Origin of the sequence: Chelativorans sp. (assembly GCF_031180965.1) — a bacterium.
Taxonomy (GTDB): Bacteria; Pseudomonadota; Alphaproteobacteria; order Rhizobiales; family Rhizobiaceae; genus Chelativorans.
In genome coordinates, this window is the sequence record NZ_JAPSLH010000016.1 from 39,901 (window position 1) to 52,979 (window position 13,079).

At 65.4% G+C, this 13,079-nt stretch carries 12 protein-coding genes; 10 read left to right on the forward strand and 2 right to left on the reverse strand.

The features are described 5' to 3' along the window. Positions 1-96: 96 nt before the first annotated feature. Positions 97-1,218, forward strand: coding sequence for a ribonucleotide-diphosphate reductase subunit beta (locus RIN79_RS13370; RefSeq protein ID WP_309085163.1), 1,122 nt, complete (start codon positions 97-99; stop codon positions 1,216-1,218). A 66-nt stretch (positions 1,219-1,284) separates the two neighbouring features. Beyond that, entirely contained in the window at positions 1,285-2,361 is a 1,077-nt protein-coding gene (locus RIN79_RS13375; protein ID WP_309085164.1) for an ATP-dependent DNA ligase, read from the forward strand. Between the two features lie 8 nt (positions 2,362-2,369). Here RIN79_RS13375 and RIN79_RS13380 read toward each other — a convergent pair whose 3' ends face one another. Further along, the gene (locus RIN79_RS13380; protein WP_309085165.1) at positions 2,370-3,119 is read right to left on the reverse strand and encodes a sulfite exporter TauE/SafE family protein; all 750 of its coding nucleotides are present in this window, start codon (positions 3,117-3,119) and stop codon (positions 2,370-2,372) included. Between the two features lie 726 nt (positions 3,120-3,845). On the opposite strand from RIN79_RS13380, the gene RIN79_RS13385 reads away from it, so the two are divergent. The 8 genes from RIN79_RS13385 (at position 3,846) to RIN79_RS13420 (ending at position 12,138) form a co-directional block, all read left to right on the forward strand. Continuing rightward, positions 3,846-5,249 (forward strand): aminomethyl transferase family protein, encoded by a 1,404-nt coding sequence (locus RIN79_RS13385; RefSeq protein ID WP_309085210.1) that lies wholly within the window; start codon positions 3,846-3,848, stop codon positions 5,247-5,249. Between the two features lie 149 nt (positions 5,250-5,398). Then, positions 5,399-6,142 (forward strand): GntR family transcriptional regulator, encoded by a 744-nt coding sequence (locus RIN79_RS13390; protein ID WP_309085166.1) that lies wholly within the window; start codon positions 5,399-5,401, stop codon positions 6,140-6,142. 81 nt (positions 6,143-6,223) lie between these two features. After that, on the forward strand, positions 6,224-7,411 hold the full coding sequence (locus RIN79_RS13395; protein WP_309085167.1) for an ABC transporter substrate-binding protein: 1,188 nt from the start codon (positions 6,224-6,226) through the stop codon (positions 7,409-7,411). 71 nt (positions 7,412-7,482) lie between these two features. After that, entirely contained in the window at positions 7,483-8,343 is an 861-nt protein-coding gene (locus tag RIN79_RS13400; RefSeq protein ID WP_309085168.1) for a branched-chain amino acid ABC transporter permease, read from the forward strand. Next, positions 8,340-9,410, forward strand: a complete 1,071-nt coding sequence (locus RIN79_RS13405; RefSeq protein WP_309085169.1) for a branched-chain amino acid ABC transporter permease — start codon at positions 8,340-8,342, stop codon at positions 9,408-9,410. Before RIN79_RS13400 ends, RIN79_RS13405 begins: the two co-directional genes overlap by 4 nt. After that, positions 9,407-10,153 carry an ABC transporter ATP-binding protein gene (locus tag RIN79_RS13410; RefSeq protein ID WP_309085170.1) on the forward strand — a complete coding sequence of 249 codons (747 nt, stop codon included), beginning with the start codon at positions 9,407-9,409 and terminating at the stop codon, positions 10,151-10,153. The genes RIN79_RS13405 and RIN79_RS13410 overlap by 4 nt, the downstream gene beginning before the upstream one ends. Then, positions 10,150-10,878, forward strand: coding sequence for an ABC transporter ATP-binding protein (locus tag RIN79_RS13415; protein ID WP_309085171.1), 729 nt, complete (start codon positions 10,150-10,152; stop codon positions 10,876-10,878). The genes RIN79_RS13410 and RIN79_RS13415 overlap by 4 nt, the downstream gene beginning before the upstream one ends. A gap of 45 nt (positions 10,879-10,923) precedes the next feature. Continuing rightward, positions 10,924-12,138, forward strand: a complete 1,215-nt coding sequence (locus tag RIN79_RS13420; protein WP_309085172.1) for a mandelate racemase/muconate lactonizing enzyme family protein — start codon at positions 10,924-10,926, stop codon at positions 12,136-12,138. A 26-nt stretch (positions 12,139-12,164) separates the two neighbouring features. Here the strand turns inward: RIN79_RS13420 and RIN79_RS13425 are convergent, their stop codons facing one another. Then, a complete protein-coding gene (locus RIN79_RS13425; RefSeq protein ID WP_309085173.1) occupies positions 12,165-13,016 on the reverse strand; it encodes a LysR substrate-binding domain-containing protein in 852 nt (283 codons plus the stop codon). Positions 13,017-13,079: the final 63 nt, after the last annotated feature.

Sequence of the window (13,079 nt, forward strand, 5' to 3'; positions counted from 1 at the left end):
AACGCCGGGCGCTCTTCCTCTCGCCCGCTTGCGGGGAGAGCTGGCCCGCGAAGCGGGACGGAGTGGGGGACCATCCGCGAAATCAGGAGACCAAAAATGCTGAACTGGAACGAGTCCAATCCCGAACTCTCTTCATCAAACCCGCCGACCGTGAACGGCAATGCCGACGCCACGGGCCTCGGCGCGATCGAGCGCGGGGCGGGGCGCGTCTCCGTCGACGACAAGCGCATGATCAATGCGCGCGCCGACGTGAATCAGCTCCTGCCGCTCAAATACCGCTGGGCGTGGGAGAAATACCTGTCGGCCTGCAACAATCATTGGATGCCGACCGAAGTGTCGATGCAGGCTGACATCGCCCTGTGGAAGTCCACGGACGGCCTGACGGAGGACGAGCGGCGCATGGTGAAGCGCAATCTCGGCTTCTTCGCCGCCTCCGAATCGCTGGTGGCCAACAACATCGTCCTCGCAATCTACCGCCACCTCACCAATCCAGAATGCCGGCAGTACCTCCTGCGCCAGGCATTCGAGGAGGCGGTGCACACGCACACCTTCCAATACATCGTGGAAAGCCTCGGGCTCGACGAGGGAGAACTCTTCAACATGTACCGGGAAGTGCCGTCGATCACCGACAAGGCGGCCTGGGCGCTCGACTACACGCGCCACCTGGACGACCCGGATTTCCGCACCGGCACGCCGCAAGCCGATCAGGCTTTCCTGCGCGATCTCGTCGCCTTCTACGTCGTCTTCGAGGGGATGTGGTTCTATACCGGCTTCGCGCAGATCCTGTCGCTCGGCCGGCGCAACAAGATGGTGGGCATCGCCGAGCAGTACCAGTACATCCTGCGCGACGAGTCGATCCATTTGAATTTCGGCATCGACGTGATCAACCAGATCAAGCACGAGAATCCGCATCTGTGGACGCCCGCTTTCCAGGACGAAGTGCGGCACATGCTGAAGGAAGGGGCGGAGATCGAGGCGGCCTATGGGCGGGATACGATGCCGCGCGGCTTTCTCGGCCTCAACGCCGCGCTGTGCGAAAAATACATGCACTTCATCGCCAACCGCCGCTGCGCACAGCTCGGCCTTCCGCCGGTCTTCGCCGAGACCGAAAATCCATTCCCCTGGATGTCCGAGGCGATGGATCTGAAGAAGGAGAAGAACTTTTTCGAGACCCGCGTGATCGAATACCAGAACGGTGGGGCGCTGAGCTGGGACTAGCCTCGCGGAGGATCGCGGGAACGCCCGACCGGCAGGTGCGTTCTGCCCGGCAAAGCAGGACGCATCATGGCCGCCGCCCCATCCAGGACATCGCGAGGCAAAGGTGAAAAGCCCGCAGATATCGTGCTGCCGATTCCGCCCATGGAGGCGAAATCGGTCGATGCCCTGCCTGAGGAACCCGGCTGGGAGTTCGAGCCGAAATGGGATGGCTTCCGCTGCATCGCCTCGCGTTTTGGTGACGACGTCGAGCTTTTCGCGAAATCCGGCAAGCCGCTCGGCCGCTTCTTCCCGGAAGTCGTGGAGATCGTGCGCTCGCTTCCCGGCGAGGGTTTCGTGGTCGACGGCGAACTTGTCATCCCCGTAGGGGAGACGCTGTCCTTCGACGCGCTGCAGCTGCGGCTGCACCCGGCGGAGAGCCGCATCCGGAAGCTGGCGCGGGAAACGCCTGCGGTCCTCATCCTCTTCGATATGCCGGTCAGGCCCGGCGGGGAGAACCTGATGGAGGCGCCGCTGACCGAGCGGCGCGCCGCGTTGGAAAGCTTTCTTGCCGGCGCCACCGTCCCGGGCGTGGGCCTTTCGCCCTATACGCGCAAACGCAGCGAAGCGGAGGCGTGGCTGGCGCGGGCCGGCGGTGCGCTCGACGGCGTGATCGCCAAGCGGCTCGACGGCCCTTACGAGAGCGGCGAGCGCGCCATGCTCAAGGTGAAGCGCATCCGCTCGGCCGACTGCGTGGTCGGCGGCTTCCGTTACGGCAAGGACAGCAAGCTTGTCGGCTCGCTGCTGCTGGGGCTTTTCAACGGCGAAGGGAAGCTCGATCATGTCGGCTTCACCTCCATGATCAGCAATGAGGAGCGGCCGGCCCTGACCCGAAAGCTGGAGGCGCTGAAAGGCCCGCCCGGCTTTACCGGCCGCGCGCCTGGCGGGCCCAGCCGCTGGTCGACGGAACGGAGCGGGCAGTGGGAGCCGCTCCGGCACGAGCTTGTTGTGGAAGTGTCCTACGATCAGGTGACCGGCGACCGCTTCCGCCATGGGACGCGGCTCCTGCGCTGGCGCCCCGACAAGGCGCCGCATCAATGCACGTTCGACCAGCTCGAGCGGGAAGCACGGCCCGGCAAGCTGATCGAAGAGGTGATCCGGCGCTGAAGCGCTGCTCAGCCCGCCAGCGCGTCGTAGACGATCTTCGCCGCCAGCACGCCGAGGAGCACCAGGATCGCCCGATCGAAGGCTTCGCGCGACAGGCGCCGGCCGAGCGCCGCGCCGACCGGCATAAAGGCCAGGATCGGCACCATGGCCATGAGGCTGATCAGGGCGCCCTCTACGGAAAAAATGCCGAGATAGACGAGGGTGACGATCTGCAGCGCGGTCATCGCGACGAAGAGCATCGAGATCGTCGCCATGAAGATATGCCGCTCCAGTCGCATGGCGCTCAGGAAGGAGATGGAGACGGGGGCGGAAAGGCCGGCGGCGCCCTGTAGAACGCCGGCGGCAAGGCCCGCGGGCACGCTCAAGCGGCTGGCGAGAGGGTAGGCGATCTGCCAGCTCGGGCGCGCGCGGCGCAGCAGGATATAGATGATGACTGCGCCGGCCACCATGAGCGACAGCAGGTCCGGCGATAGGAAGGCAAGCATCAGGGTGCCGACGAAGACGCCGGCCGCGCCGGCTCCCGCGAGCCTTATCACAAAGGGGGCGGGCAGAAGATGGCGGCGCAGATTCCAGCCCTGCCAGAGATTGGTGAGCAGGTTCGGCATCAGCATCACGATCACGGCGAATTTGACGTCGACGATCATCGCGATCGCCGGCACGGCGAGCACCGGCGCGCCCGCACCGGTCGCGCCCTTCAGGATTCCGCCCCCCGCGAGGCAGGCGAAGATGATGGCGAGCTGGATCGGGTCCAAGGACATCGAGAGGCGGTTTCCAGTTCGAATGGTTCAGGCGAATCGGCGGCGCAAACGGCGTTCCGCGCTGCCGGGCGCGGCCGCCCGCACGCAGTGGGATGGCGCGATGGAAGTGCATTGTAAATCCCGTGCGAATCCATGCTGCATCAACAATCTCATTGCAAGGGATTTTTACCTTACTTTCGGCGCGGGGAAAGCAGTAGGAGCCCACATGTGCGAGGCACGTATTGGCGGGAGGCAAGTGTAGCCGCGGGGAGCGGGCGCCCGTTGTCTCCTCCTTTGGCGAAACGCCCGCGAGGCGATAATATCACTTAATGAGAAACCGGCTTCAATATGGTCACGGGAAGCGCAATGCTGCACCCGAACGGGAATTTTCTGTATACCGTATCTGCGCGATCGGCCCTGTTGCACACTTTCCGCTCTGAGGGAACGGTTGTGCTTTCCCGCCGCTTCTTCAGAGGGCTCCCCTTGCTTCTGGTAAAAAAAAGAGGCCGAATTCCCCTTATATCTGGCAGGGGATGTTTCCAGATCACACCAGGTAGGTACCCCAAAAGCCGCCCCGACACGATTGACAGCCGGCGGTCGGGCGTGGCAGTTGTATACCGATTGAATGCAGCACGTCAGCCGGTGCGCAGGCGCATACGGCCAAACCGCCGGCGCCAGCCGGTGCCACGGCGCTGCCGGGAAGATCAACTTGATCGCAGGACCAACGTCCCAGGAAGGGAGGAAATGATGACTGCCAGGAACCTCGAAGAGAAAATGCAAAGCGCGGGGAATGTGGTGCAGATGCTGCGCAACTCGCAGATCGGCGCCTATGTCTACCCGGTGGTGCCGGCGGAGTTCACCAACTGGCGCGACGAGCAGGCCGCCTGGCGCAAGACCGCGGTGCTCTTCGACCAGTCGCATCACATGGCCGAACTGATGGTGGAAGGGCCCGATGCGCTGAAGCTCATCAGCCGCCTCGGCATCAACAGCGTGGCCAACTTCCCGGTGAACCGCGCCAAGCAGTTCGTGCCGGTCAGCTATAGCGGCCATGTCATCGGCGACGTCATCCTGTTCCATCTCGCCGAGCAGCAGTTCCTGCTCGTGGGGCGCGCGCCGACCATCAACTGGGTTCAGTTCCACGGCGAAACGGGCGGCTATGACGTCAAGCTCGACCGCGACGACCGTTCGCCCGCACGCACGATGGGCAAGGCCGTGGTGCGCCGCCGCTACCGCTACCAGGTGCAGGGGCCGAATGCCTGGCAGATCCTCGAGAAGCTCAATGGCGGGCCGATCCCCGAGGTCAAGTTCTTCAATATGAGCGAGATCAATATCGGCAAGCGCCGCGTGCGTTGCCTGCGCCACGGCATGTCCGGCGCGCCGGGCCTGGAGCTCTGGGGGCCGTATGAAGAAGGCGAAGAGGTCCGCTCGACCATCCTGGAGGCCGGGGCCGAGTTCGGCATCGTGCCGGTCGGCTCGCGCGCCTACGCCACCAACACGCTGGAATCGGGCTGGATCCCGTCCCCCCTGCCGGCCGTCTACTCCGATCCGGAGATGAAGGCCTATCGCGAGTGGCTCGGGCCCGACAGCTACGAGGCCACGGGATCGATCGGCGGCAGCTTCGTCTCCGACAGGATCGAGGACTATTACGTCACGCCCTACGAGATCGGCTACGGGCCGTTCGTGAAGTTCGACCACGACTTCATCGGCCGCGAGGCGCTGGAGAAGATCGCTGGAAAGCCGCACCGCAAGAAGGTGACCTTCGCCTGGAACGCCGACGACGTGGCGCAGGTGTTCCGCTCCATGATGGAGCCGGGCATCGAGAACTACAAATATATCGACCTGCCGCTCTCCAACTACGCCTCGGCCAACTACGACGCAGTCATGAAGAACGGCAAGGTGGTCGGTTTCTCCATGTTCTCCGGCTACAGCTTCAACGAGCGCTCGATGCTGTCGCTCGGCACGGTCGACCCGGACATCCAGGTCGGCGACGTCCTCACCCTCCTCTGGGGCGAGGAGAATGGCGGCACCAAGAAGACCACCGTCGAATCGCACAAGCAGCTGGAGATCCGTGTCAAGGTCTCGCCCGTGCCGTATTCCCGCGATGCACGCGAGAATTATGCGGACAGCTGGCGCACGAAGCAGACCGTCTAAGGTCAGGGAACAGGGTCCGGGCGGCATAGCCCGGGCCCGTTCTCCTGCGAGGCGCCGGGGCGCCTTGCAAAAGGCAGTTGCATGCGGGCAGCATTCTCATCTACGCCTGCCGGGGGTAGTTTTCGCAACCGGGATAAGGCTTTGAGCCGATGAAACGGGTGGCGGACAGGAAACGGGACAGCCAGACCTTCAAGGCGCTCCTTGGCGTGCGCGACCTGGTGCTCGGCGGCGGCGTCTCGCCGGGCGAAAGGCTGTCCGAGGCAAGCCTTGCCGAGCGGCTCGGCATTTCCCGCACGCCGCTGCGGGCGGCCCTTGCGCGGCTGGAGCAGGAAGGGCTGCTGGAGCAGATCCCCTCCGGCGGCTATGCGGTGCGCAGCTTCACCGTCGCCGATGTGTTCGACGCGATCGAACTACGCGGCGTCATGGAGGGAACGGCAGCAAGGCTCGCCGCCGAGCGCGGCGTGGCCCCGGCCAAGCTCAAATCCATCAAGCAGCTCATCGCCGAACTCGACAAATGCTTCCGCGAGCGTCCGGAGGACATGCTGTTCGACCAGTATGTCGAGCTCAATGCCGAATTCCATACGGCGCTGGCCGGCCTTTCCGGCAGCGAGATGATGCGGCGCGAAGTGGAGCGCGCCACCAAGCTGCCCTTCGCCTCGCCCAGCGCGTTCCTGGAAAAGCAGGAGGACGTGCTGGCTTTCCGCATGTCGCTGGTGCATGCTCAGCGCCAGCACAGGGAAATCGTCGCAGCCATCGAAATGCGCGAGGGGGCGAGGGCGGAATCGCTGGCGCGCGAGCACGCCCGCCTGGCGCGCCACAATATCGAGTTCGTCATGGATGAAGACCGCAGCCTGATCCACCGCGTGCCGGGGCTAGCGCTGGTCTCGGCCTAGATAATCTGTCATCTCCGGAGCAAAAGCCGGAGCAAAGCAAAAGAGGCGGCGCGAGCCGCCGCAACCTGAGTGGAGGAAGTCGTGATCACCAGAAGAAGCTTCGTCGCCGCATCGGCCGGCCTTGCCATGTCGGCACTGGCCGCAATACCGGGCCATGCGCAGGAGACGGTCAAGGTCGGGCTCATCCTGCCCATGACGGGTCCCTTCGCCTCGACCGGCCGGCAGGTGGAAGCAGGCGTCCGCACCTACATGGCCATGCATGGCGACACGGTGGCGGGCAAGAAGATCGAGCTCGTCGTCCGCGATGATGCCAGCACCGCCGACCAGACGCGCCGCATCGCGCAGGAGCTTGTCGTGAATGAGGGCGTGAATGTGCTGGGCGGCTTCGGCCTCACGCCGCTTGCGCTCGCGGTGGCGCCGGTAATCAACCAGGCGAAGATCCCAGCGGTGGTCATGGCCGCGGCCACTTCGTCGATCACCGAGCAGTCCGACTATTATGTCCGCTCGAGCTTCACGCTGCCGCAGGCCTCCGTCCCGGTCGGGACCTGGGCTGCGGAGAACGGCCTCAAGCGCGTCGTCACCCTGGTGAGCGACTACGGTCCCGGCATCGATGCCGAGACCTGGTTTACGAAGGAATTCACCGCCAAGGGCGGCGAGATCGTGGAAGCGGTGCGCGTGCCGCTGCAGAACCCGGATTTCGCGCCCTATCTGCAGCGCGTTCGCGATGCCGACCCGGACGCCATCTTCGTCTTCCTGCCGTCGGGCGTCGGCTCGCTCTTCATGAAACAGTTCGCCGACCGGGGACTCGCCGAGGCGGGCATCAAGCTGATCGCCACCGGCGACGTCACGGATGACGACCTTCTCAACGATATGGGCCAGCCGGCGCTCGGCGCAATCACCGGCCATCACTATTCGGCCGCCCATGACAGTCCGGAGAACAAGGCCTATGTGGAGGCCTTCAAGTCGGCCCATAACGGCATGCGCCCCAACTTCATGTCGGTCGGCGGCTATGACGGCATGCATCTGATCTATGCCGCGCTAGAAAAGACCGGGGGCGATGCCACCGGCGAGGCTCTGATCGAAGCCATGAAGGGCCTGTCCTGGACCAGCCCGCGCGGCCCGATCACCATTGATCCGCAGACGCGCGACATCGTCCAGAACATCTATATGCGCGAGGTGAAGGAAGCCGACGGCGAACTCTACAATGTCGAGTTCGCGACCTACGAGGCCGTGAAGGATCCGGCGAAGGCCGAGGCTTCCGGCCAGTAGCAAACCGTGCCATCAATGGCGGCGGGGAGGGAACTTCCCGCCGCTTTCCATTGCAAGGACCCAGCGGTCTCATGCTGACCATCCTGTTCGACGGCGTCGCCTATGGAATGCTGCTGTTCATCATCGCCGTGGGCCTTGCCATCACCCTCGGCCTGATGAACTTCATCAACCTCGCCCATGGCGCCTTCGCCATGGCCGGCGGCTACATCACCGTCGTGCTGATGAACCGCTACGGCGTCTCCTTCTATCTTTGCCTGCCGATCGCCTTCCTGGTCGTCGCCGCGCTGGGCGCGCTTCTGGAGGGCACGCTCTATCGCCGGCTCTATTCCGCTCCCCATCTCGACCAGGTGCTCTTCTCGGTTGGGCTCGTCTTCATGTCGGTCGCTGCGGTGCACTATCTGATGGGGGGCCAGCAGCAGCTCATCCACCTGCCGCCGGAGCTAAACGGCCGGACGGAGATCTTCGGCATCGGCGTCGGGCGCTACCGGCTGTTCATCACCGCCGTCTGCGCCGTCCTCGTGGTCGCGCTCCAGCTCGTGCTGGCGAAGACCCGCTTCGGCAGCCAGCTGCGCGCCGCCGTCGATGACGGGCGGGTCGCGCGCGGGCTCGGCATCAATGTCTCCGCCGTGTTCGCGCTCACTTTCGCCTTCGGCTCCGGCCTTGCCGGGCTGGGCGGCGCCATGGGCGCCGAGATCCTCGGCCTCGATCCCAACTTCCCGCTCAAATTCATGGTCTATTTCCTGATCGTGGTGACGGTGGGCGGCACCTCGTCAATGACCGGCCCCTTCCTCGCCGCCCTTCTCCTCGGCATCGCTGACGTCGCCGGAAAATACTATTTCCCGCAGATCGGCGCCTTCGTCATCTATGGGGTAATGGTGATCATGCTGGTCCTGCGCCCGCATGGGCTGTTTTCGCGCGAGGGCGCGCGATGACGGCGGTCAGCGAAAGCCAGGAGGCGGTCTCCGCGGCCGCTCCGGAGCATCTGGCCGCGGCACAGCTTCGCCGGCGCAGTGCATGGCGAGCCTATGAGCTGGTGCTGTGGCTCGTCGCCGTGGCGCTGATCTTCCTCCTGCCGTCCAAGGCGCTGCTCCTGACGGAGATCGCCATCGTCGCGCTCTTTGCCGTCTCACTCGATCTCATCCTTGGCTATGCCGGCATCGTCTCGCTCGGGCACGGGGCCTTTTTCGGCCTTGGCGCCTATGTGGCCGGCCTCTTTGCCCGGCACTACTTCACCGAACCCGTCACCGGGCTTCTCGTGGCGGGTCTTGCGAGCGGCATCTTCGGCTTTGCGGCGAGCTTCCTCGTCCTGCGCGGCTCCGATCTCACGCGCCTGATGACGACGCTCGGCATCGCCCTGATGCTGGCGGAGCTCGCCAACCAGATGGCCTGGCTCACCGGCGGCGCCGACGGGCTCGGCGGCTTCACCATCGGGCCGATCCTCGGTCTGTTCGAGTTCGATCTGTGGGGCCGGACCGGCTATATCTATTCGCTTGCCGTCCTCTTCCTGGCGATGCTGATCGCGCGGCGGCTGGTCCACGCGCCTTTCGGCCTCTCGCTCAAGGCCATCAAGGCCAATCGCGTGCGCGCCGCCATGGTGGGCGTGCCGGCGAATAGCCGCATCGTCGTCATCTACACGATCGCCGCCGTCTATGCCGGCTTTGCGGGCGCGCTCTTGACCCAGACGACCAGTTTTGTCTCGCCGGACGTCCTTGCCTTCCACCGCTCCGCCGACGTGCTCCTGGTGCTCGTGATCGGCGGCGTCGGCTACCTCTATGGCGGCATCATCGGCGCGATCGTCTTCACGCTGCTGCGCGACTGGCTGTCGGTCATCACGCCGCAATACTGGATGTTCTGGATCGGCCTCGTGCTGGTGGTCATCGTCCTCATCGGGCGCGAGAACCTTGCCCGCTGGCACACGTTCCTGCCCGCGCCGGTGCAGCGCGTTTTCAAGCGCGCCGCGAGCTGGCGGCCCGGCGTGAAGCTCGGGGGCGGCGGATGAGCACCGTTCTTGAGACACGCAACCTGGTCAAGCGCTTCGGCGGCTTCGTGGCGACGGATAATGTCTCGCTCACCGTGCAGCGCGGAGCGCGGCACGCGCTGATCGGGCCGAACGGCGCGGGCAAGACAACGCTGATCAATCTCCTCACCGGCTCGCTCAAGCCGACATCGGGCCGCGTGGTCCTGGAAGGGGAGGACATTACGGGCCTGCCCGTCCATCGGCGCGTGAGCCGCGGCCTTGCGCGCACCTTCCAGGTGAACCAGCTCTTCCCCGACTTCACTCCGCTGGAATCGGTGGTGCTGGCCATCAACGAGCGTGAGAGGCTCGGCGCTTCCGCCTGGGCCCCGCTTGCCGCCCACGCCGAGGCCGTGGACGAGGCAGCCGGGCTTCTTGAAAGATTCGGCCTGACGGACGTCATGGGCGAGCGCACCTCGCACCTGCCCTATGGCAAGCAGCGGCTGCTCGAGATCGCGCTCGCCTTTGCGGCCAAGCCTCGCGTCCTCCTCCTCGACGAGCCGGCGGCCGGCGTGCCGGAGGAAGAGCGCCACGAGGTGCTCGCCATCGTCCGCGCCCTGCCGGCGGAGGTGACGGTGATCCTCATCGAGCACGATATGGACTTGGTCTTCTCCTTCGCCGACCGCATCTCGGTGCTCGTCGCCGGCGCGCTCTTCACGGAAGGCACGGTGGCCGAGATCGCCGCCGACCCGCGCGTGAAGGCCATCTATCTCGGGGAGGACGCATGACGGCGGAGCTCCTGCGCATCGAAAAACTCGTCGCGGGCTATGGTGAGGCACGGGTGCTGTCCGAAATCGACTTCACCCTGGGGGAGGGGCAGTGGCTCGCCCTTCTCGGCCGCAACGGCACCGGCAAGACCACACTGGTCGACACCATCGCCGGCGTGACCACGCTCCACTCGGGCACCATCCGCTTCGCCGGCACTGATATCACGCGCATGCGTCCGGAACGCCGCGCGGCGGCCGGCATCGGCTGGGTGCCGCAGGAGCGCAACATCTTTCGTTCGCTGACGGTCGAGGAGAACCTGACCGCCATCAGCCGGCCGGGCCCGTGGAACATCGAGCGCGCCTACGGAATGTTCCCGCGGCTGAAGGAAAGGCGGGGAAATCTCGGCAGCCAGCTTTCCGGCGGCGAGCAGCAGATGCTGGCGATCGCCCGCGCGCTGATGCTCAACCCGAAACTCCTCCTGCTCGACGAGCCTCTGGAGGGTCTTGCGCCGGTGATCGTGGACGAACTCCTCGGCGTTCTGCGCCGGCTCGTGTCGGACGAGGGCATGTCGGCTATCATCATCGAGCAGAAGGCGCGCAAGGTGCTTCCGCTCACCGACCGCGCCGTCATCCTGGATCGCGGCGCCATCGTGTGGGAGGGCGAGAGCGCCACGCTGCTGAGTGACGCGGGCCTGCTCGAACGGCATATTGGCGTGGCCGGCGGAAAAGCCCTTCGCGTCGGCTGAGGATCGCGCACCGTCGCGCCGTCCTGCCAGATTGGAGCTGCCCGCATGAAGATCACCGACATAAGAACCTTCGTGGTGGGAAACCCGCCGCCGCAGGCCGGCGGGCGCTACTTCATATTCGTGAAGCTCACGACGAATGGCGGCGTGGTCGGCTATGGCGAGGCCTATAGTGCGAGCTTCGGGCCGAAGGTCACTGCAGCCATGATCGAGGATGTGGCCGAGCGCTACCTGATCGGCCGCGATCCGCACGACATCGAGAGCTTCTTCCGCCGCGCATACTCTTCCGGCTTCACGCAGCGTCCGGACATTGCCATGATGGGCTGTGTCTCGGCGCTCGAAACGGCCTGCTGGGACATCATCGGCAAGGAAGCGGGAAAACCGGTCTACAAGCTGCTGGGCGGGCAGGTGCACGAGGCGCTGCGCTCCTACACCTATCTTTACCCGGACAGCGGAAGCGTCTATCCGGGCGAGGCGGAGAACGCCGAGCGGAACGTCTATAACGATCCCGATCTGGCGGCGGCTGCCGCCACGGCCTGCGTCCGCCAGGGCTTCACGGCTGTGAAGTTCGATCCCGCCGGCCCTTATACGGCCTTCGATGGGCATCAGCCGCGCCTCCAGGATATCGACCTTTCGGTCCGGATGGTGAAGGCCGTGCGCGAGGCGGTCGGCACCTCCGCGGACATCCTTTTCGGAACGCACGGGCAGTTCACGGCGGCGGGCGCGCTGCGCATGGCAAAGGCAATCGAGCCCTATGATCCGCTCTGGTTCGAGGAGCCGGTGCCGCCCGACATGCCCGAAGTCATGGCCGAGGTCGCGCGGGGCACGTCGATCCCCATCGCCACCGGAGAGCGGCTCGCCACGAAGTGGGAGTTCGCCCGCGTCATCGATCATCGCGCGGCGGCGGTCCTACAGCCCAATCTCGGCCGTTCCGGCGGCATTCTCGAGACCAAGAAGATCGCCGCCATGGCCGAGGCGCATCACGTCCAGATCGCGCCGCACTGTTATTGCGGGCCGATCGTCGCGGCGGCCAATATCCAGCTCGCCGTCACCCTGCCCAATTTCCTGATCCTGGAATCGATCAAGACCTGGGACGGCTTTCACGCCAAGCTTTTGAAGAAGAAGATCGAGTGGCAGGACGGCTATGTGATCCCGTCCAAGGAGCCGGGGCTCGGGGTCGAACTCGACGAAGCGGTGGCGGAAGCCCATCCTTGGGAAGGAGACAAGCTGCATCTGGAGATGGCGCCCGACCCGCTGCTCTAGGCCAGCGCTCGCTGAGCGCTGCGGCCTTACCGGCCCGCCGCACTGCGGAAGCCGGCGGCAAGCACCCGGAAAGCCTCGACCGCGCGCGGTTCGCTGACGCGCGAATAGAGCACCACCTTGGTGCGCGGCAGGGGCGGGAGGCTGAGCTTAGCCGCGACGTCGATACAGCCGGGCGGGGCGACGCGCCGGGCGAAGGCCCCCACGGCAAGGCCCGCCGAAACGGCGGCCGATACCGCGCTCACACCGCCACCGACAAAAGCCTCGCGCCACGGCTGGCCGGCAGCCTCCAGGGCGCGCACCGCAATGGCCCTAATGCCGCAGGGCGATGCGAGATTGGCGAGAGGCAAGGGCTCGCCCGCGCGCTTGTGAAAAGAGGCGGCGGCGAACCAGGACAGTTCGTCCTCCGCCAAAGTTTCCCCGTCGCGACTGCTCCGCTCCTGGCGGACGATCACGCCGTCGAACCTTCCCTGATCGTGGGCTTCGATGAGCTGCTGCGAAAAGCCGATGCTGAGGTCCAGCGCGAGCGACGGGTCGGCCTGGCTGAGCCGCGCCAGCAGCATGGGCAACTCGCTCCCGAGCACGTGGTCGCTGATGCCAATGCGAAGCCGCGCTGCCGATCCCGGTGCGCCCGACAGCGCCCGCTCGTTCGCCTCGAGTAACGCCCTCGCATGTTCGAGGAATGCCTCGCCCTCCGCCGTGAGGCGGACCGACCGGGGCGTGCGCTCGACCAGCCGCCGGCCGAGCGAGGCCTCCAGCCTTTTCAGCTTCAGGCTCACCGCCGACTGTGTCGTGCCCGTCGCCTCCGCCACCCGCGTGAAGTTCAACAGCGACGCCAGGAGGGCGAATGTCTGAACGGCATCAAGGTCGAGCGTCTGCATAGCTCCGACTATGACATTTCTTTATGGCTGAAATCAAGAACCACAAGTTTTCTAGATTGCTGA